12 protein-coding genes are annotated in these 20,189 nt (G+C 68.2%); 2 read left to right on the plus strand and 10 right to left on the minus strand.

From position 1 onward, the window contains the following. The 6 genes from D7W82_RS23570 to D7W82_RS23590 all read right to left on the minus strand — a co-directional run. Positions 1-893 (minus strand): IS4 family transposase (locus D7W82_RS23570; protein ID WP_120620499.1); only part of this gene is annotated, 893 nt, incomplete at its 3' end. Between the two features lie 390 nt (positions 894-1,283). Continuing rightward, a complete protein-coding gene (locus D7W82_RS40155; protein ID WP_147439494.1) occupies positions 1,284-1,667 on the minus strand; it encodes a hypothetical protein in 384 nt (127 codons plus the stop codon). Positions 1,668-1,675: 8 nt separating this feature from the next. After that, positions 1,676-8,575 (minus strand): RHS repeat-associated core domain-containing protein, encoded by a 6,900-nt coding sequence (locus D7W82_RS23575; protein ID WP_120620500.1) that lies wholly within the window; start codon positions 8,573-8,575, stop codon positions 1,676-1,678. A gap of 1,648 nt (positions 8,576-10,223) precedes the next feature. Beyond that, a complete protein-coding gene (locus D7W82_RS23580) occupies positions 10,224-10,820 on the minus strand; it encodes a hypothetical protein (RefSeq protein ID WP_120620501.1) in 597 nt (198 codons plus the stop codon). 4 nt (positions 10,821-10,824) lie between these two features. Further along, the gene (locus tag D7W82_RS23585) at positions 10,825-11,829 is read right to left on the minus strand and encodes a hypothetical protein (RefSeq protein ID WP_120620502.1); all 1,005 of its coding nucleotides are present in this window, start codon (positions 11,827-11,829) and stop codon (positions 10,825-10,827) included. Between the two features lie 86 nt (positions 11,830-11,915). Continuing rightward, a complete protein-coding gene (locus D7W82_RS23590) occupies positions 11,916-12,719 on the minus strand; it encodes a hypothetical protein (protein ID WP_120620503.1) in 804 nt (267 codons plus the stop codon). A 55-nt stretch (positions 12,720-12,774) separates the two neighbouring features. Between D7W82_RS23590 and D7W82_RS23595 the strand changes: the two genes are divergently transcribed. Then, positions 12,775-14,136: a hemolysin family protein gene (locus tag D7W82_RS23595; protein WP_120620504.1), complete on the plus strand. Its 1,362-nt coding sequence runs from the start codon at positions 12,775-12,777 to the stop codon at positions 14,134-14,136. 25 nt (positions 14,137-14,161) lie between these two features. Here D7W82_RS23595 and D7W82_RS23600 read toward each other — a convergent pair whose 3' ends face one another. The 3 genes from D7W82_RS23600 to glgA are packed head-to-tail and all read right to left on the minus strand — an operon-like array spanning position 14,162 to position 17,043. Then, positions 14,162-14,656, minus strand: a complete 495-nt coding sequence (locus D7W82_RS23600) for a hypothetical protein (RefSeq protein ID WP_120620505.1) — start codon at positions 14,654-14,656, stop codon at positions 14,162-14,164. Beyond that, a complete protein-coding gene (locus tag D7W82_RS23605) occupies positions 14,656-15,573 on the minus strand; it encodes a serine/threonine-protein kinase (protein ID WP_120620506.1) in 918 nt (305 codons plus the stop codon). Before D7W82_RS23605 ends, D7W82_RS23600 begins: the two co-directional genes overlap by 1 nt. Before the next feature lie 36 nt (positions 15,574-15,609). Then, positions 15,610-17,043, minus strand: coding sequence for a glycogen synthase GlgA (glgA, locus tag D7W82_RS23610; protein ID WP_120620515.1), 1,434 nt, complete (start codon positions 17,041-17,043; stop codon positions 15,610-15,612). A gap of 71 nt (positions 17,044-17,114) precedes the next feature. On the opposite strand from glgA, the gene pdxH reads away from it, so the two are divergent. Next, positions 17,115-17,714, plus strand: coding sequence for a pyridoxamine 5'-phosphate oxidase (pdxH, locus tag D7W82_RS23615; RefSeq protein WP_120620507.1), 600 nt, complete (start codon positions 17,115-17,117; stop codon positions 17,712-17,714). Positions 17,715-17,723: 9 nt separating this feature from the next. Here the strand turns inward: pdxH and D7W82_RS23620 are convergent, their stop codons facing one another. Then, a complete protein-coding gene (locus tag D7W82_RS23620; protein WP_120620508.1) occupies positions 17,724-20,144 on the minus strand; it encodes a CapA family protein in 2,421 nt (806 codons plus the stop codon). Positions 20,145-20,189: the final 45 nt, after the last annotated feature.

A 20,189-nucleotide genomic window follows, 5' to 3' on the forward strand; every position in this document is an offset into this window, starting at 1 on the left:
GCCATGCCGCGCATGAGCGATGAACGACTCCGCCCGTTGGTGGAGCGATTCGCGCAACTCGTTCGCGAGCACGCCGTCTTCCGAGAAACCTTCGGACTTATCTGATTTAGATGAGGGGATGCTTCAGGGGCCAGGGCGCTCACCAGCAGCAGCCTGTCTCTGCCCTCGGGACTCTTCACGCGCACCGTGGACAGCCCCATCCCGAATCTCAAGTCCTTGACGTCCCGGAACGTCTCCTCGCACGAGAAGCGCCGGGCGTAGAGGTCCACCACCTGGCGCGCGCTTGCGGCTTTCAGGCTGGTGGCCAGACACCACGGCTCCTTCATTCCCTTCTGGTGCACCAACACCACCGCGGGCACCGGCGTGCGGTCGGCCGTCACATGCACGTCCGCCAGCTTCTTGGCGTGCCCACTGGTGGGAATCCATCTGGCCGCGGGACACCCGGTGCCGCCGGCCACCTCCACCCGCACGTCCTTGCGAAAGCGCACCACGTACTCGAAGCCCGCCTGGGCCCAAAGGGCGTACAACCGCTGGTCCGCGAAGCCCCGGTCCGCCAGCACCGTCACCTTCACGCCTTCGGGCACGCACTCCCTGAGCCGCAACAGCAGCTCATCCTCTGCCTGGGCGCGGTTGCCCGCCAGCGCGCTCTTTTGCAGCGTCATCCACAGCAGGGGCGTGATGCGTCCATGCGAGGTGACGAGGCTGGCCACCAACGTGGTGTGGTCATCGGCCTCGAAGTCCGTCCAGTCCAGCGCCACCAGCGCCTCGGTGCGCTCGGCCAGCACGTACGGCACCCACGAGGCCGCCAGCTTCCACACATCCACCGCCTCGTTGGACAGCAGCCGGTCCACTTGCTTGATGCCGTGCTTCTGCACGCCCCCCCCCGTGCCCACGCCAGCGCCTGGCCAATGGCGTGCACCGACAGCGACGCCGCGTGCACCACGCCCAACGTCGCGTGCGCCAGCGACAGCACTCTCTTTGCGTGCAGGTCTTCCTCGAACAGGTTCTCCAGGAACGCCAGCACCTGCTCCTCGTTGATGGCCACCTTGCGTCTCAGCATGGCCTCTCTTCCTGCTCCCCACCACTCCGCCTCGCACGGAGCTGTCAGGTAGGCGGCTGGCGATCTGCTCGCTCAAATGCGGGGATCGCTCAGCCGGAAAGCCCCAACAGCCCAACAGCCATGATTGCTTTTGAGGGCACTGCCTTCGTACTCGCGACCGGCCATGCAGCACCGATCGCGCATCGAAGTTCACCCGAGGACGATTCTCGCTAAACGCTACAAGCTACGCTGGAGTGGTGGGCCATTCCCGGAAAGGCGTCCAGTTGCTGCGTGGAAGCCCCTCAATCGAGAGAATGCGAGCAAAATGCTCATCAAAGTATCTGAGCATCTCATAAGCATTTGACAAGAACCGCCCTTGCCCAGCGTCCGCGAGCATCACAACCCTCAGCACAAAACAGTTCTCAGATCGACGCACCGGCTCGACCTGGAACTCAGGCCGGGACATCGCAACCCCTAAACGAGCAAGCTCATCAGCGGGAACGGCAGCAACGGCGCCATCCGTCTTGATCTCCCACTCCTGAACCCATGTCCCATCCTCCATTGCTCTCGCCAGGGGAAGCTTGATTTTCACAACACCAGCAGCGTCTTTTGAATAATCACCAGCCATACAACCTCTCAGAACGGCAAAACAGTCCAACGAACAGAAGCATTAATTTCCCCAAAAGCCGCAGGTGAGAAAATTATCTCAGGGACAGGGACCCCTGGAATCGGCCGCACCGCCACCAGCCCTCTGGTCGCCAACGATTCATACAGGCTCATGGGAATTTCGCCAATAACAACGGATGGATTTCCATCCATCCTGAGTCCAAACTCATAAGCCAGCTGAAGACCCGGCCCAGGAGCACCTGGAGGCCCAAGCTCAAAACCAAAGAAGCTTCCTGGGCGCGAGAAGAAACCACCGCGAGAACTTGCGCTGGCTTTCGACGCATTCAGCCCCCCCTCAACAATGCTCGCAGCACTCCTGGGTGACGTGCCGTGGGCAAACACAAACTTCCCGGCACCCTTTCCGCCAAGACCGAGCCCATCGGCAACAGTGGAAACGGTCGCCACCCCAGCAACAACAGCAACAGTGCCATTAAAACCAAGGCCTCGATAGTTGCCGCTGTAGAAATCATCTTGCGCCTTGGACAAGGCATTCCATGCACTGAAGACTGGAATCTGGGAGTCAACCGCGCTCATTCCAGCTCCAACAACACCTCCCTGTGAGTAGCCCGCATTCGCACTACCGGCGACCGTCAGGAACGCCTCACTGTTCATCTGGAGCAATGGGTAGGAACCCCACATCGCCCGGTTTGCGAGCGACCGGTTCGCCTCATGTTCCCATGCGGCATTCGCCATGCCGGAGATGGCGTGGCTCGCGCCGTCGCTCGCGTCCTCCGCCTTCTGCACGGCGCCATTCACATCCGAGATACCGGTGAATGTCTCAACGATTGTATTGAATGCGCGAACAGCAACATCTGCCACCGAACTGATAATCGCCTCGGCGGGACGGGTCAGATCCAATCCCGCTCCGCTTTGCCCACCGCACCCGTAGCATCCGTTGATGCCTTCGGCTGTGAAGCCCGATGGATCCGTCATGGACAGAGGGTTATTGAAGACGTAGCTGTACCGGTTGTACCCCTGGCTGGAGAACGGCGCGGAAACGAACGGGTCCGCTGACAGGAAGCGGCCAGCACGTGGGTCGTAGAGCCGTCCTCTCATGTTCACCAGCGAGGACTCCGCGTCGTCCTCATGGCCCGTGAAGCCCATCCGGATAGAGCCCGTCGTCGGCAGCACCCGTTGCGTCGGGTTGGAGGGGTTCGCCTGTGCGCCAAAGGGTTGGTACTTCCGCCGCTGGACTACGCCTCCCGCCTGGTTCGAGACGGTCTCGATGGAACCCAGGTGGTCGCCGTGGAGATACAGGGTCTCGACGTTGTAACCACCACTTCCCGCCGTCCACTGGACCTGGGCCACTGGCCCGCCCGCACCGGGAACCTGGAAAATGTGCGAGACGACTCCCGCCGTCTGCCGCTTCTCGTAGAGTCCCGACACGTAGAGCGTGGAGTCCCCGTTGTTGCGCAGCTTCAAGACCCGCTTCTGGAAGGCGTCGTACTTGAAGTCCAGCAGCCCTGCCTGCGCCGACTCCAGGACCTTGGGCAGACTGAACGACGTGTACGTCACCTGGCGGTAGTCCCCGTTGGGCGCCGCCCAGGAGAGCTGATTGCCGGCGGTGTCGTAGCCGAACACCTCTCCGCCCAGCCCGGTCAACGCATTGGGCCCCGCCCCTGCTTCGCCGTACCGGTAGTCCTGCTGCTCGGTGAACGCGTCCACCCCTTGCTGGGCCACGGTGCGCAGCAACAGATTGCCGATGTCGTCGTAGTCGAAGCTCGTCGTCGAGGCATTACAGGCCGTCTTGACGTTCCACGCCGTCAACCGGTTCAACGCGTCGTAGGAGAAGCTCTCCTGGACGTTGGCCAGCAGGTCATTCCGGAGCTGGAGATTCCCCGCCGTATTCCACACATAGGCGATCCGCTGGAGCGTTCCCTGGCCGCCCTGCGATTCGATGAAGCGGAGTTGCCCCTGTCTGTCGTAACGGATCAGGGACGAAACCCCGTTGCCGAAGAGCTCCCGCGTCAGTTGTCCCGCGGCGTTGCTCTCCAGGGCGCTCCAGTAGAGCTGGCCCGTCACCGTGTTGCGGATCCCGCTGAACCGCCCGTTGTGGCTGTTGTACTCCAGCGTCATTCCCAGACGCAGCTGGGAGTCGACCTGCGGGTAGATGAGCGCAGACATGCGCCCGTAGGCGTCGTAGCCCCGGTCGACCCGGTATGAGCTGGCTCCCCCATCCACGCTCGTGGTCTCCCACAGGGAACGGCCCAGGGCGTCGTAGCCGTACGTCAGCACCACGTCCGTCGGGCTCGAGACAGCGGAAGGACCGGACCTGGCCCAGGCCAGGGCTCCCACGCCGTTGGGAGCGGTGTCCCATTCGAAGCGCGTGACGCCCTCCGGCGTCTGCACCGACACGGGCCGCCCCAGGAAGTCACGAGCGAAGGTCGTGACGTTCCCCAGGGAATCGGTCTGCTCGCGGACGGCGCCCAGGGCGTCGTAGCGGGTCTCGAACGCACCTGCCTCCGGAGTCACGAGCAGCGTGCGGCGCCCCAGGACGTCGTAGCTCATCGTGGTCAGGTTGCCCTTGGCATCCTCCACGAAATCCACCACCCCGAAGGGGCCGTAGCTCAGGCGCGTGCTGACGGCATTCTGGGGGTTGCCCACCGTCTTGAAGTCCTGGCTTTCCACCACCTGCCCCCGGGCATTCACCAGGAGCCGCCGCTCCGCCCAGCCGCTTCGCTGCCGGACGTTGCGCCCTTCGTACGTGCGCACCTCCTTGATGACGCCGCCGGCCTCCACCTGGGACAGCCGTCCCGCCTTGTCATAGTTGATGATGGTGAACGCGGGCGCTTCCCGGTCGGCATAGGGGAGGGACTGCTTCCACAGGCGCCCCAACGCGTCGTACTCCCGGGTCGCATGACTCCAGCTCCCGTCCGAGGCCCGCTCGCGCTCCTCGACGAGGCGCTCGAAGCCATCCAGGAGGCTGACGTGTTCCCCGCCGCCGTCCTGCTTCACGGTGATGGTCGTCCGCGACTGCTCTTTTCCATAGCTCACGGTCGTGTGCGCCGAGGACGGGGTCGCTTGGCTTCCGACCCGGTACGGGGCGCTCTGCCTTCTCAGACGGCCCAACCCGTCGTAGCGCCACTCCTCGCGCACGCCATTGGCGTCCTCCTGGATGGCCAGCACCCCCAGCCCCCGGTGATACAGCCGCTCCGTGCGATGTGACAGAGTCCAGATGTTTTCGCCCAGGAAGGTTTGGTCCACGACCGGGAAGATGCGTTCCACCGGGTCGTACTCGCGAGTCGCGAACGATTTGGCGATGCCCTGACGAGCCCACTGCGTCTGGGACGTCACCTGCCCTGTTGTATCCCGGCTCAACGTCGTCGCCAGCCAGACGTCGGCGCCCGCCGTCCCTGTCGCACTCGGCTCGACAACGACCTTGTACAGTAGGTTGGACCACGGACACTGCTCCGTCTCCTCCTCCTGATAGTCGTCCTGCGTGCAGTAGCTGTAGCGCACGGTGCGCGAAGCAATGCCTCCCGAAGGATGTCGCGCATCCAAGGGAATGCTGTCCGTTTCCGTCCTCGACATCGGCATGCCCAGCGTCCAGTTGGACGTGTAGTTCGAGTAGGTCACCTCCACCTTGTGGCGGTGGGGGTTCATGTCCAGGGCATCGTTCGCGGTGAAGGCCTCTTCGCTCGCGATGTTGCCGTAGGCATCACAGTCCCGCACAGTGACGACGTCCCGGAGCTGGCCCTGCTGGCTGTCGGACTCGCCAGAGTACCCGCGGATCGGACACAGGAACTTCGTCCGATTCTCCGGCGCGTTCCGCAGCTCCCACTGTCGGGTGGTCTGCCGCGAAAGGGTCACACTGGTGGACGCGGGAATCGAGGACGTCTCCAGGTATGGCAAGCGCGCCCAGGGATAGAGTGACCCGCCCTGTCTGGCATTGTCCATCCGCACCGTGGACGTCTGCAGGGTGTCCGAGTCAAAGGTGGTCCTGGAGGCGAAGCCCAGCCATCCCTGGCCTCGAAGCGCATAGCGGCTGTCCGCGTAGCTGAAGATCGCGGAGCGGGTCCCCCCACGGCCATTCGGCGCATACAGCATTCCAACCACCGGGAGTGCGGACGCGGCACAGTACTGGGGATAGGTGCACGTCCCCGGCGTGTAGAGCCCGGTGCCGAAGCGGAAGTCCGTCAACGCCCTGTAGGCCACCGTCGTCCGGTTGCCATTGGCGTCCACCACCGCCTTCATCAGGTCAGGTCGGCCTCCCTGGCGGCGGTAGATTTGGAGCCGGTACTCGTTGGGGATTTCGGTGGGCTCGGCTTGCACCAGGTCCGTCAGCCCATCACCGTCGATATCCAGCAGGCGCGACAGTCGGTAACCAAAGCCCGTTCCTGGCCGGAACCGGGGATCACCGGTGCCGCCACTGCCCGTGGTGATTCCCGCGGGGACGGCGGCCAGCGTCCGCGGCACGAAGCCACTGCCCGTCGACTCGAGGACCGTCACATTCAAACGGCCCACGGTGTTGGGATGGCTCCCGTCGACGAAAGCGTCCATCAACAGGAGGTCTTGCTTGCCGTCCATGTTGAAGTCGACGACGCGGACCCCGTTGTCGATGTAGCGCCCCTCATCGACCTGGAGGGGGCTGGGCATCGCGCCCAACGGGATGTCGAGGTGCTCGGGCGGCAGGTAGCCCGCGCCCGTGTTCAGCGAGAGCAGGAGATCCCGGGCCGTGCGCACCCCGCCGATCTTCGCCTCCTTCGCCATGCTCACGACGTCCTGGAGACCATCGCCGTTGACGTCCAGGAACCACCGCTGCAGGTGGTGGTAGGGCCCCTGGGGCCGCTGGATGTAGTCCCAGGGCAAGGCCGCCAGGGTGGCGGTCGTCGGCGACGGACACGACGTCCCCGCGGCACCACCGGCACACGGCGTCGGCGAGACCTCCACCGCCGAATAGAACTGCTCGAAGCCGTCCACCGTCGCGGTGGAAGCAGGCTGCCGCAATAGCACATCGACGGCGCCATCCCCGTCCATGTCCGTCGCATGGCCGCCGACCAGCGAGGTCCGGTCGAAGTCCCCACCGATGCGGGTGGGCGCCGAGAAGGACACCCCGGCGTTGGTGGTGGTGTTGAGGCGATAGCTCCAGTTCGCGATGCTCGAGGAGTCGATGGGCTGGCGCGAGCGCAGCAGGTCCGGCCGGCCATCGCCGTCCAGGTCCGCGACGTGCATGACAGGGACTGGCACGTCATGCACCGAGTCGTTGCAGATGTCGTACAACTCCTCGCTGCCGCCCCACTTCGCTTCGAAGCCAGTCCCCGTGGAGCGGTAGAGTTGGTAGTGCCCGTCACAGGGTGCGGTGTCATGGCCGGAATTCGTCCGGTTCAAACCGATGACGTCGGTCTTTCCATCCATGTCCATGTCGACGGTGATCAACTCATCCAGCGAGTCCCCCACCACGGCCTTGGGAAGGTTGTTGGCGGTCTGCGAAGGGCCAAAGCCAAACCCGGTCGAGAGCCGATACTTCCAGACAGGAGGTGGACGCTGTTCGTTGCTCTTCGGGCCCGTGTACCGGTAGAGGATGTCGTCCCGCCCATCGCCGTTGATGTCCAGCGTCTGGAGCGTCCAGAAGTCGCGGCCCAGGGAGTCCGTGTTCTCGAGGGGCTGGCTCGGGGGGACATCCCCATTGGCGGCCACATCCGTGATGCCCGTGTTGATCTTCTCGAAGATGTTGTCGGGGTTCGCCTCGAGGCCCTTCTCCCACTCGAACTGGAGCGGGCTGCGGCAGACGTCCTTTCCGTCGCAGTTCTCGACGCTGGCCAGCAGGCTGCGCTTCGAAACGCTGTCGTTGCGGTACGTGAAGCGGTATTCGCGGAGCCGTTCGATGACCGCGCCCTGGGAATCCACCGGGGCCGACATGGAGATCTTGAGCAGCCGCTGCGAGGACCTCAGCTTCAGGCCCGAGACGTAATGGACATCCGCGTCCGGCCGCCCAACGTAATGGAAGGTGACACGCCGGAGCGGCTGGAGCTGGGGAACGGTGCTCGTGGAGCCCGTGTATTCGATGGCGGAGGGAACCTGCTCGACGGCGGCGTCGGTCTCCGTGCGGGTGTAGAGCACGCGCATGAAGTTGCCGCTGCGGTCCTCGACCTTCGAGACGGACCAAGCATAGCGAACGCGAGGCGCCCCGTTGTACGTCGCGGAGACCCACGACGGGGGAACGGCCGAGACAAGCACCCGCGAGCCCTCCAGCACGGAGCCTTCTGCGGCTCCGCCGTAACCGCCGTAGGTGAGGACCTGCCCGTCGCGGGTGCGGACCTCGAACTGCTTCGGGCCGTTCGCGTCCGCGTCGGTGACCTTCACCTGCGAGAAAGTGTCGATCTCCGTGCGGTACGTCGCGCCGATGGCGCCCACGGATCCGGTGATGAGCACCAACCGGGCCCCGTCCAGGCAGAGGTCATCCGCCTGGGTGAACTGGATGGGCAGCCGCTTCCCCGCCCCGTCCAGCGAGGGATGGCAGCGGGTGATGCTGGAGAAGCCGCTCACCGACCAGCCCATGCCCAACAGGCCATTGCCGCCGCGGCTGTTGTAGGACAGCGTCAGCGACGGCTGGATACCCGCCCGCCCTGGAGGAACCCACAGGGGCAGGGCATAGGTCGCGGCACCATCCAGGGAGACATCCAGACGGCCCACGGTCAGTCCCGAGGCAACGCCGTTCACGGTCTCCGTGGGCAGGATCGTCGACGCGGGCAACGTCAGGCTCGTGGCCCCATTCAGCCGGGCTGACGCTCCCGCCAACGCTCGCGCGTCGTCCTGCGCCGGGACAGGGCTGCAACTTCCCATCAACTGCACGACGTAGAGGGCCAGGACCGACGTGGAGAGGAGCTGCTTCAAGCGGTTCGGCGCTGCATTTCTGAACTGGGTGTTCATCACTTCTCCCCCTCCTTCGAGATGAAGCCACCACCGTTCGTCTGGCAGATGCCGAACTTGCAGGTCGAGCCCGAGTAACAGGTCCCGCAGCTCACAAGTCCACCGCAGCCAGTGGGAACGTTGCCGCACTCACGATCACCGCAGGCCTCGTAGACCGGGTACGGCGTGCAGCCACATACGTTGGGCGTGCCGCCTCCTCCGCAACTCTGGGTCCCTGCGCAGGCGCTGCCGCAGGTGTACGTGCCTCCGCATCCATTGCTGACCGTGCCGCAGTTCTTCCCCGCGCAGGCCGTGGCTTGGGGGATGGGGGTGCAGCCGCACACGTTGGTGGTTCCGCCACCTCCGCAGGTCTGTGGCGAGGTGCAGGCGCCGCAGGCGTACGTGCCACCACAGCCATTGGGCACCGTTCCGCAGTTCTTCCCTGCGCACGCCGTGGCCAGGGGGATGGGCGTGCAGCCACATACATTGGCCGTGCCACCGCCGCCACAGGTCTGAGGACTGGTACAGGTTCCGGAGCCGCAGGTGTGGAAGCCACCGCAGCCATCCGAGACCGTTCCGCAGTTCTTTCCCGCGCAGGCCGTTGTCTTCGGGATGAAGGAGCAGGTCGCGCAGACGTTGGCCACGCCTCCCCCGCCACAGACCTGTCCGCCCTGACAGGAGCCGCAATTCAGCGTCCCCCCACACCCATCCGAGACGCTTCCGCAGTTCTTCCCCAGCGACGCACATGTCGCGGCGCAACAGGCGCTCGAGCTCAGCCCACACACCTCTCCTTCCCATCCCTGGGAGCCCTCGTCGATGCGGCCGTCGCAGTCGTCGTCCAGGCCGTTACAGGTCTCCGGGGTGCTGGCATTCCCATCCCCGACGCCATCGCGGTCGTCATCACAGTCATTGCAGGACAGCTCCCGCGACGCCGTCGCGGGTTGGCAGGGACCAAACGACCCGTCCATCCGGCAGGCCTGGCGTCCGCCAGCGCCACAGGTTCCGCAGTCCTTGAGGCTGTCAGGCGCCAGGACACAGGTGGGGCCGGCGGCGGTACAGGCCCTGACTCCCGAGCAGCCATTGGGCATCGTACAGGGCGCTCCGGTGAGCCCCTCGTCCACCAGCCCGTCGCCGTCGTCATCACAGCCGTTGCAGAGCTCACTCTGGTAGGCCGTGCAGGACTGGGCGTCCACAGTGAAGTCCGTGCAGGTCTTGTATCCCGTGCGGCCACAGACGTTGCATGTCGAGTTCGCTATGCCCGTAGGCATGCACTCGCCCAGCCGGGTCCCCTCGCAATACGCGACGCCCTGACAGAACCCCTGTGAGCACGTATGGGGTGACGTGTCGCTCGCACTGCATGGGGTGGCGGAAGCGGACGTCGCTCCGGCCAAGACGGCCATGAGGAACAACACGGACCACGCGCGTGCGGTTCTTGCGCACGCGAGGAACAACCCAAGCCACTGCATGAATACGCTCCCCTCGACAGCCCACGGGCTGGCACAGCCCTCAGAAGGGCTGCTCGAAGCACTTCAAGTGCGTTCGTGAATCCACCTGGGGGAGCACTGACTTCAGGCGGACATGGTTCTAACGACGACGGCAGTGCTTATTGAGCACTTCACCCAGAAAAGCAAATCGACCCTCACGCCAGCCAGGATGCCGACGAGTGAGGTCATGGCTGACGCCCCAACGGAATGTCAGGGAAGGCCCCGCTCCACACCTTGCGGATCGCTTCCACCACCTGGGTCCCGTTCCCGGTAGCGAGCTGCTCCCAATAGGGGAAGTGTGCGAACACGGCCTCATGGTTCGCGGTCACCTCTGCGTGGAAATCCATTCCGTTGTACCCGTGGATCCCAATCAGGGTCTCCAGCTGCGTCCGCGCATTCTGCCCGCGCAGGGAGAACGCAGTCGGCACATGGCCGATGAACTGGGGACCGAAGTCCGCGGCGGTCACGCGGATCCGTCCCTGGATGTGATTGTTGAATGCATCCAGGGCTTCGGCCGGGACCCAGAGTTCCTGGTGCATCCGGGCGCCGACCTGCTGGACCTCGAATGACGCCGCGTGGGCGTCCTCCACGTCGAACGCCGTTACGTAGCCGGCGCCCTCGGGGCTGGTGGCGTTCCAGTCCCGGCTGATCTGCCGGGCATACGGCTCGTTGAGCACCGGGTAGAAGATGGGCTGCTCCGGCAAACGCGGCGGAAAACGCCGCATCCCTGACCGGTAGATCAACAGCAGTTCGGCAAGCCCGACGGGGCGGTACAGGAGCACGAGGTCACTTCTTGCACGGCGACAGCGTGCGCTTCGCGTGGATGAGGTCCTCTTCCGTGGGGCTCCCGTAGCGCACGGCCTTCGGCGCGGCCTTCAGCTTCTGGTAGTCGTACGCGTAGAGCACGCCCATCTCCCGGCTCAGGATGAAGCGCGGGCCGCTGAAGTCCCAGAGGCCTCCGAAGAGCTGCCCTCCCGGCTTGAGCGGCGTCAGCGCCGTGCTCTCCCGCCCCCGCACGAACAACATGGACAGGTCGTCCGTCGCCCAGTTGCACGGGTTGCTGCCGTTGCGCTGCAGATAGGACACCGTCAGGTCGAACGCGCCCTCGCCCTCTTCGCCCGTCACGCCGAAGTACTCCCACAGCCGCGCGCACTTCGGCGCCGAGCAGTCCTGCGGCGGGAGGTGCTCCGCGTAGTCCGGCGGAATGCCGTCCATCTCCTTGCCCGTGTGGCTCCGGTTGGGCCGGCGCAGCACGCACCCCGTGGGCTCGTCCTTCTGCCGCAGCGCGATGGGCGTGCCCGCGAGCCGCCCGGGCGGCAGCACCTCGCACTCCGTCGCCAGCTCCGCCATCAGGTACGTCTGGCGGTCCTCGTCCGTCCCCATCCGCACCGCCCAGTACGCGATGGGCGTGCCCTTGCAGGCCTTCGCCTTCTCCTTGCCGAACACCCAGATGGGCGCCTTGGTCGTGTCCAGCGCGCCCAGCTTCTTCGCCTGCTCCATGGGCACCGGCTTCACCCCGGAGCGGCTGCGCGCCCCCGCCCGGAAGAACTTGTCCTTCGAGGACGGGATGATGGCCTGGTGCACCAGCCAGCCCAGCCGGTCGATGCCCACCTGCCCCATGGCCGTCATCGGCAGGAACTCCGGCTTCACCGGGCAGCCCCGGTCCATCTCCGGCATGTCCACCACCACCGCCGAGCCGTCGTCCTCATCCACCTGCGCCCACGCGGCCCCCGGCCCCACCGTCAGCGCCAGCACCAGCGCGAACCCCGCGCGCTTCACTCCGTTCGTCATTCCGTCGGACCTCCACCCACGGTCATACCGCAAGCGGCAGCCCTCCGGCGCGCCCCCCAGGGCTCAGCGAGGCTTCTTCCCCGCGCTCAGCGCGGCTTCTTGGGCGGAGCCTTGCGCTTCACCGGCGGAGGCGGCGCCGGCGGCACCCCGGCATCCGCCGGCACGTCCGACACCGTCGCGTCGAGCGCCTCCTGCTTCGCGGCGTCGTCCGGCTTCGGCGGCGCCTCCACCTCCGTGCGGTCCTCCAGCGGCACGCGGCCCACGGCGCGGTTGAACAGCTCCCACAGCGCCTTGCGGTGGCCCTCGCGGTCCGTCTTCCCGGACAGCACCAGCCCCGCGCCGCTGTAGCGCACCGTCAGCCCCGGCGGCATGCCCGCCTCGAAGTCCTCCAGCTGCGCCTGGAGCTGCGGCACCGCGAACGTCAGCTCCAGCTCCTTCGCCAGGTACGCGTGCGTCTTGAGGAACGTGCGCAGCGCCAGCCTGCACGCGGTGTCGTTCACCGTCGCCGTGAGGCCGCGCTCCGCGCCCTCCGTGGCCTTCAGGTCCGGACACGCCTTCTTCGCCGCCGCGAGTTCCGACCCTGTGTTCTGCAACTCGATGGGCCCCACCATCACCCGCCACACCGCGAAGCGGCCCTCCGCGTACAGCAGCACGCGCGCGATGCCGGCGGCGTGGGGCGTCAAGAGCAGCTCGCCGCTCTGGGCCAGCGCCTCCGCCGTCACCACGTTGGGCGCGTCTGACTCCGCCCAGTCCACGGCGGTGAGCTTCTGGAAGGTCTCCTTGCCGGGCTCCAGCGTCAGGGCCTGGTCCACCGGCCAGGCCAGGGCCGCCGAGGGCGCCGCCAGCGCGCCCAGCAGTCCGCCAATGACGTACATCCGACGTCCCCGCATGGTGCCTCCCGCCAGGGTGGTATGCCCCTCTAGCACGGGATAAGAACCTCCCCCTATGCCTACCTGGACCCTCTGGGTCGCCTGCCTGGCCCTCTGCTTCATGAGGTCCCTGGTCGCCGCCGCGGAGTCCGCGCTCTACGGGACGTCCGACCTGCGCGCCCAGGAGCTCGCGGAGGAGAGCAAGAGTGTCGCCGCGCGCCGGGTGCTCCGTCACAAGACGGACCGTGAGCCCGCCGCCACCGCCCTGCGCCTGGGCATGGTGCTGTCCGGCTTCCTCGCCGCCGCCATTGGCGCCTTCGTCCCGCCGCGCCTCCTGGACTTCAGCCGCTACGCCGAGGCCACCTGGGTGCCCATCGCCACGGTGTGCGCGGGCGCCCTCTTCGTGGGCGTGCTCGCCAGCCTCATGGAGGTGACGCTGCGGGGCCTGGCCAACGGCAACCCGGAGCGCTGGGCCCTGCGCCTGTCGGGCCTGGTGTCCCTGCTGGTGACGGTGCTCTATCCGCCCATGCGCATCATGCTGGGCCTGCTCAACCTGGGCGCCCGCACCATGGGCCGCACCCTGCGCTTCGAGCCGCCGCCCCCGCCCCTGGAGGAGCTGGAGAAGCTGCTCGCCGCCCAGGCCGCGCGCAACGAGGTGGACAAGAGCGCCCCGCAGCTCATCCGCTCCATCTTCGAGCTGTCCGACAAGCGCTGCCGCGACGTGATGGTCAACCGCACGGACGTCATCTCCGTGGACGTCACCACCCCGCCGGACGAGGTGCTGCGCATCCTGGCGGAGGAGAACCACTCGCGCATCCCGGTCTACAAGGACGACGTGGACCACATCGTCGGCGTGCTGCACGCGCGCGACCTCATCCCGCTGCTCCAGCACCCGGAGCTCATCGTCCTGCAGGACGTCATCCGCCCCGCCCACTTCGTGCCGTGGATGAAGCCCGTGGGCGACCTGCTGCGCGACATGCAGAAGCGGAAGATCCACATGGCCATGGTCGTCGACGAGTACGGCGGCTTCATGGGCGTCGTCACCCTGGAGGACATCCTCCGCGAAATCGTGGGCGACATCGGCGACGAGTTCGAGGTGGAGGAGAAGCTCGTCGAGAAGATGGCCGACGGCAGCTCGCTGGTGGACGCCGCCATGGAGGTGGATCAGTTCACCAAGCTCTTCGGCTTCCCCCTGCCAGAGGGCGACTTCGACACGCTGGGCGGCTACCTGTCCTCGCTCGCGGGCCACCTGCCCGACGTGGGCGAGCGCTTCACCTACAACGGCTGGCAGTTCGTCGTGGCCACCAAGGAGGGCGCCCGCATCGACCGCGTGCGGATGTCCCGCCTCAAGAGCGCCGCGCCCGGCCTCGCGGATGGACAGGGGGGCCCGCCGCGACAGCCCCCGGACTCCGGCGCGGCCCCGGACGCCAAGGGCTGAGGCCCGTCCCCAGGGCCTCCAGCGCTCACTGCGCCGGGCCGGACTCCCCGCCCGGCACCCACGCGAGGTCCAGCGAGCGCGTGTCCCGGAAGGGCGCGCGCCGCTCGGAGCCTCCGAAGCGCAGCACCACCCCGCCCTCCAGCCGCACCACGTGCGACCCTGTCTCCGGACGGCCGCCACCGCGCGCCACGGCCAGCGGGAAGTAGACCTCCAGGGGGACCTGGCCCTCGCCGTCCAGGGGCACGCCCATCACCTGCTCGCCCGTGGCCACGCGCCGTCCGTCCACGCGCAGGTCGAAGTCCACGCGGGTGAGCGTGGCCGCGTCCGAGGACGGGTTCCCCACCTGGAGCTTCAGCGTGAGCGCCCCGCTGCCGTCGCGCGTGAAGGCCACGTCCACGGCCTCCACCCGCACCGCCTCGTCGTAGGCGCGCGGACGGAAGGGCACCACGCCCAGGCAGCCGGACAGGCAGAAGCCACCGGCCAGGAGGCCCAGCCCGAGCACCGCCCGGCGCGAGCGCATCAGCCGCCCAACAGAGGCTGCAGCGCCTCCACCGTCAGGGGCCAGCCCGCGCGGCGCGCCAGGACCTCCAGCGCCTTGATGAACTCCGCCGCGGTCTGGAAGCGGCGGGCCCGGTCCGCGAACAGCGCCTTGCGCGCCACCCGCGCCGCGTAGTCCGGCAGGTCCGGAGACAGCGTGGACAGGAGCGGCACGCGAGCATCACGCACCTGGTGCATCAGCTGCGCCTCGTTGTCGCCGGTGAAGAGGCGGCGGCCGGCCCACAGCTCCCAGAGGATGACGCCCACCGCGTACAGGTCCGTGCGGGCGTCCACCGCCTGCCCCAGCACCTGCTCCGGGCTCATGTACGGCAGCGTGCCGCGCAGCGCGCCGGAGTCGCCGCGGATCATCCCCTCCACCTCCGCCACGCCGAAGTCGGTGAGCTTCACGTCGCCCTGGACGCCCAGCAGCACGTTGGCGGGGTTCACGTCGCGGTGGACGATGGTGGCGCCGTTCTCCCCCACCTTGGCGCGGTGGATGTAGTCCAGCGCCTTGAGGATGCACCACGCGATGTAGCAGGCGGACTCCGGCGGCATCGCGGCGCCCGCCTTGATCAGCAGCTCCTGCATGTAGCCCAGCGTCCGGCCACTCACGAGCTCCTGCACCATGAGGTAGTCCGGCCCGGCGCGGAACAGCCGGAACGTCCGCACGATGTGCGCGTTGCGCAGGCGCACCGTCAGCTTCGCCTCGTCGACGAAGGCCTTCACATACGCGGGGTCGTTGCGGAAGGACGGGTGCAGCCGCTTGATGACCACTTCGTCGGGCTCGCCCGGGGAGCGCTGGGTCGTCTCACGGGGACGCGCCTGATACACCTCGGCCATGCCACCGACGGCCAGCCGGCCGACCACTTCATAGCCACCCAGGTCCGGAGCTTCCGCCACGGCGGCAAGTTTAACGCGGATCCGGGAGCGGCCCCACTATTCCTCCACCAGGGAGTGGAAGAGGGCCTCGTACTTCCGGGCGGACGCGGTCCAGGAGAAGTCCTTCCCCATCCCTCGCACCTGGAAGGCCCCCAGCCGTGCGGGGTCCGCGTACAGGGAGAGCGCCCGGCGGATGGCGGCCAGGAGCGCCGAGCGGTGGAACGTCTCGAAGAGGATGCCGTTGCCGTCCAGCCCCCCCTCCACCGTGTCCACCAGCCCGCCCGTGGCCCGGACGATGGGCACCGTGCCGTAGCGCAGGGAATACATCTGGTTCAGGCCGCACGGCTCGTAGCGGCTGGGCATGAGGAAGAAGTCCGACCCGGCCTCCACCAGGTGTGACAACGCCGGGTCGAACCCGATGTGCACGCCCACCTGCTTCGGGTGGCGGGCCCGCAGCGCCCTCAAGCCCTCCTCCAGGGCCGGGTCGCCGTTGCCCACCGCCACGAACTTCAGGTCCCCCTGGAGCGCCGCGGGCAGCGTCTCCAGCAGCAGGTCCACGCCCTTCTGCCACGCCAGCCGGCTGACGATGCCGAACACCGGCGCGTTTCCTTGCGTGGGCAGGCCGAAGCGCTCCAGGAGGGCGCGCTTGCACACCGCCTTGCCCGTCATGTCGTCCTGGCCGTAGCGCGCGGGCAGGAAGAAGTCCGTCTGGGGGTTCCACTCGTGCGCGTCGATGCCGTTGATGATGCCGGTGAGCGCGTGCGAGCGGCGGCGCAAGAGGCCATCCAGCCCGTAGCCCTGCTCCGGCGTCTGGATTTCGCGCGCGTAGGTGGGCGACACGGTGGTGAGCGCTTCGGAGTAGACGAGCCCCGCCTTGAGGAAGTTGACGTGGTCGTAGAACTCCACGCCCTCCGGCGTGAAGAGGTCCCACGGCAGCCCCAGGTCCTCCATGGTCCGCTTGGGGAACTGCCCCTGGTAGGCCAGGTTGTGGATGGTGAAGACGCACTTCGCGCGGCCGAGCGGCGTGCCCTGGAAGCCCCGGCGCAGCGCCACCGGGACCAGGCCCGTCTGCCAGTCGTGCAGGTGGATGATGTCCGGGAAGAAGCGCAGGCGCTGCGCGGCCTGGAGCGCGCCCACGCACAGGTAGGCGAAGCGGCGGGGGTTGTCCGTGAACTCGCCGCCCGCGCCGCCGTAGAGGCCCTTGCGGCCACCGTAGAAGGCCTCGTTCTCCAGGAAGAGGACCTCCAGACGTTCACTGAGGCGCGCGGACAGGATGGGGCCGCCCGTCTCACCGAAGGGGAAGCGCAGCACCAGGGACTGGCCGGTGGGCAGCAAGTGTCCGGTGTTGCGCACGTCCTGGTAGCGGGGCGTGACGATCTTCACGTCGTGCCCCAGCCCGGCGAGCGCCGTGGGCAGGGCCCCGGCCACGTCGCCCAGTCCCCCCGTCTTCGAGAAGGGGGTGACCTCCGAGGCGATGAAGAGGATCTTCATGAGTCCCGCCATTGCGTGCGAGTCCCGACAGGGAGTCAACCGCGAACGTGCGCGCCGGGGCCGTGTTTCCTATGGTGCGCCGCGTGACGACGATTCCTCCCGACCCCATCCAGCGCTTCGCCGACGTCTTCGCCCAGGCGAAGGCCGCCATCCCCGTGGACCCCAACGCCATGGTGGTGGCGTCCGTGGACGACCAGGGCCGCCCCAGCTCACGCGTGGTGCTGCTCAAGGACTTCGATGCGCGGGGCTTCGTCTTCTTCACCAACTTCCACAGCCGCAAGGGGCAGCAGCTCCGCGCGCACCCGTACGCGGCGCTGTGCTTCTTCTGGCAGCCCCTGGAGCAGCAGGTGCGCATCGAGGGCCGGGTGGAGCAGGTGACGGACGCGGAGGCGGACGCGTACTTCCAGAGCCGCGCGCGCGGCAGCCAGCTTGGCGCGTGGGCCAGCCTCCAGAGTGAAGAGCTGCCCTCGCGCGAGCTGTTGGACCAGCGCGTGGCGGAGGTGGAGGCGCGCTTCCAGGGCCGCGCGGTGGAGCGTCCGCCGCACTGGAGCGGCTTCCGCGTGGTGCCGGACCGCATCGAGTTCTGGCACGCCCGCCCCAGCCGGTTGCACGAGCGCAACGTGTACCTGCGCGACGGCGCGGGCTGGAAGACGCAGCTGCTGTTCCCCTGAAACAATGCCTCAGGGCACGCGGTGCTCGCGGAAGGTGACGCGCAGCGTGTACGTGCCCGCCGGGGCCTCCACCCGCACGAAGTCCCGCGCGTGCGGCGTCTGGAGCGTCAGCGTGCCTCCCGTGGCCTGCTTCTCCCAGGCCACCAGCGCCAGGTCGTCCACCGCCGTCACGCCCTGGCCGGACTTCGGGGGCGCGGTGTTGAGCGTCAGGTCCAACGCCCAGGGCGCGTTCCACAGGTCCGGCCGCGGCGGATCCGCGGGGAAGCGCAGGTCCTCCGCCACCAGCGTCCAGTCGTAGGTGCCGCCGTCGTGGCGCAGCAGCGTCTGCTCGCCGAAGAGGGTGTAGGACTCCACGGGCAGGTACTGCACCTTCGCGAAGAAGGCGCCGCCGCCCTGCCCCTTCAGCCACGCCACGGCCGTGAGGTCGCGGTTGGGCGGCCCCTCCGCGAAGCCCGGCGGACGGAAGCGGTTGAGCAGCTTCACCGCCGCGCTCCGGGAGTCGCTGGCCGCGCGCCGCTGGCAGAGCGCCGCGGCGCCCCGGTGCGGGCCGTCCTGGCACACGTAGCCGGCGTTCGGGCCCACGCTCCAGCGCGGCGCCTCGTTGGCGTCGTCGTCCACGTCGTGGTCCTCGAAGTCGCCGTGCAGGAGCACGTCCCGCCCGGCCTTGAGCTTCACGCCCGTCACGTCCGCGCCCGTGAGCTTCGCCACCGCCACGGACTCCCCTCCCTGGCGCAGGGGCCGCAGGTCCACCGTGGCGCGGCCGTTCGCGTCCACCGTCACCGGCACGTCCACGGTGCGCTCGCTCACCGCCGCGTGCTTGCCCTCCGCGAGCAGCTCGCCCCAGGAGGGCTGGGGCACCAGCTCCACGCCGCCCTCGCGGGACAGCTCCGCCAGGTTGCGCAGGAAGCTCTCCGCCAGGTCGCCCGCGACGGGGCGGGGGCGGTAGTCCTCGATGTAGACGGGCACCGCGCGGGCCCGGTCCACGCGCGTGCCTGTGGCCTCCACCTCCGCCATCAGGCCCACCATCGTCTCCATGCGGTCCTGGTCGAAGGCGAAGTTGCCCAGCGACTGCGCCATCAACACGCCCTGGTGGCGCGCGAAGCCCTGCGGGATGTGCGGGTGGTGCGCGATGACGAGCCCCGCGCCCGCGTCCACCAGGTCGCGCATCCGCTGCGCCGTCGGGGTGGAGGGCCGGACGCTGTACTCGACGCCGGTGTGCAGCACCGCCACCGGCACGCGCCCCTGCGCCTTCTCCGCGGCCAGCAGCGAGGACGCCCGCGTCAGGTTCCGCGCGTCCGCCGCGCCACCCTGGTTCGGGCCCGCCACGTACTGCTGATCATGCGCGCTGCCCGTGATGGAGCACATGGACACCAGGCTGTAATTTCCGCCCGCGAGCGACACGCGCGCCGGCAGGAAGGCCTCGGTTTCATCCTGGCCCGCGCCGCTGAAGGCCATGCCCGTCGCGGCCACGTGCGTGAGCGTGTCCGCGAGCCCCGGCGCCAGGTAGTCGTAGACGTGGTTGTTGCCCAGGCTCACGTAGTCCACGCCCAGCCACGGCAGCGCGGGCAGCGAGCCGGGCAGCGTGAAGAACGCGTAGGCCTTCTCGTCGTGCGGCGTCACCGGATGGTCCGTCACCGGCGTCTCCAGGTTCACGGCGCGGAAGTCCGCCGCCTGGAAGTACGGCCGCACGTGGGTGAAGACGGCCTTGGTGCCCGGCAGCGGATCCGACACGCGGATGAGCGCCGCCGGGTCGTCCGGCGGCAGCTGGTTGCGCGGCGTGGTGTCGTCGGGGTCGAGGAAGCGCCGCCCCAGCGACACGTCCCCCGCGAAGAGCATCCGCACGCCGTCCTTCGGTGACAGGCGCACCGGCGGCAGCGTCACGCGCTTCTCCGTCAGGCTCCGGCGCAGCTCCACCGCCACCACCGCCGGCCGGAAGCCCTCCGCATCCACCGTGAGCAGCCGGTTGTGACGGGGCAGCACGGGGAAGCGGAAGTGGCCCGCCGCGTTCGTGCGCGCCTGCGCGTCCCCCACCTTCACCACGGCGTCCACGACCGGCGTGCCCGCCGTGGAGACCAGCGAGCCCTCCAGCGCGATGCCGGTGCAGGCGTAGTCATGGCGCGCGGTCCGCTCGGCTTCGGGCACGGAGGCGTCCGCCGCGGGCTCCGGCGCGCAGGCCGTCAGCACCGGCTCCTCCTCCGGTGGGGGCGGCTCCTCCGCCGTCTCGTCGGGAGGCGGCTCCTCGTCCGGCGGCGGCTGGGGAGGCGGAGGTTCTTCCGTGTCGGGCGGGTCGTCCGGAGGCGTCACCGGCGTCGAGGGCTCATCGCCCGGCGTCACGGCCTCCTGCCCCTGCTTCGGCGTGGACGCGCCGGGACCGCACGCAACGAGACACGCCGCCACCCACACCGTGGGCCACCACCGCCGCCACGCCATCCCACCCTCCGCCGCGGACTTCCTCGCGACGAGATGGGGACGACG

It is taken from the genome of Corallococcus sp. CA049B (assembly GCF_003611685.1).
GTDB classification, from domain to species: domain Bacteria; phylum Myxococcota; class Myxococcia; order Myxococcales; family Myxococcaceae; genus Corallococcus; species Corallococcus coralloides.

Bases quoted from the DNA above. Each gene is read 5' to 3' on its own strand.
- D7W82_RS23600 (WP_120620505.1), bottom strand. From the start codon at position 14,656: ATGCGCTCGCGCCGGGCGGTGCTCGGGCTGGGCCTCCTGGCCGGTGGC.
- D7W82_RS23590 (WP_120620503.1), bottom strand. From the start codon at position 12,719: ATGCGGGGACGTCGGATGTACGTCATTGGCGGACTGCTGGGCGCGCTG.
- pdxH (WP_120620507.1), top strand. From the start codon at position 17,115: ATGGTGCGCCGCGTGACGACGATTCCTCCCGACCCCATCCAGCGCTTC.
- glgA (WP_120620515.1), bottom strand. From the start codon at position 17,043: ATGAAGATCCTCTTCATCGCCTCGGAGGTCACCCCCTTCTCGAAGACG.
- D7W82_RS23575 (WP_120620500.1), bottom strand. From the start codon at position 8,575: ATGAACACCCAGTTCAGAAATGCAGCGCCGAACCGCTTGAAGCAGCTC.
- D7W82_RS23585 (WP_120620502.1), bottom strand. From the start codon at position 11,829: ATGACGAACGGAGTGAAGCGCGCGGGGTTCGCGCTGGTGCTGGCGCTG.
- D7W82_RS23595 (WP_120620504.1), top strand. From the start codon at position 12,775: ATGCCTACCTGGACCCTCTGGGTCGCCTGCCTGGCCCTCTGCTTCATG.
- D7W82_RS40155 (WP_147439494.1), bottom strand. From the start codon at position 1,667: ATGGCTGGTGATTATTCAAAAGACGCTGCTGGTGTTGTGAAAATCAAG.
- D7W82_RS23620 (WP_120620508.1), bottom strand. From the start codon at position 20,144: ATGGCGTGGCGGCGGTGGTGGCCCACGGTGTGGGTGGCGGCGTGTCTC.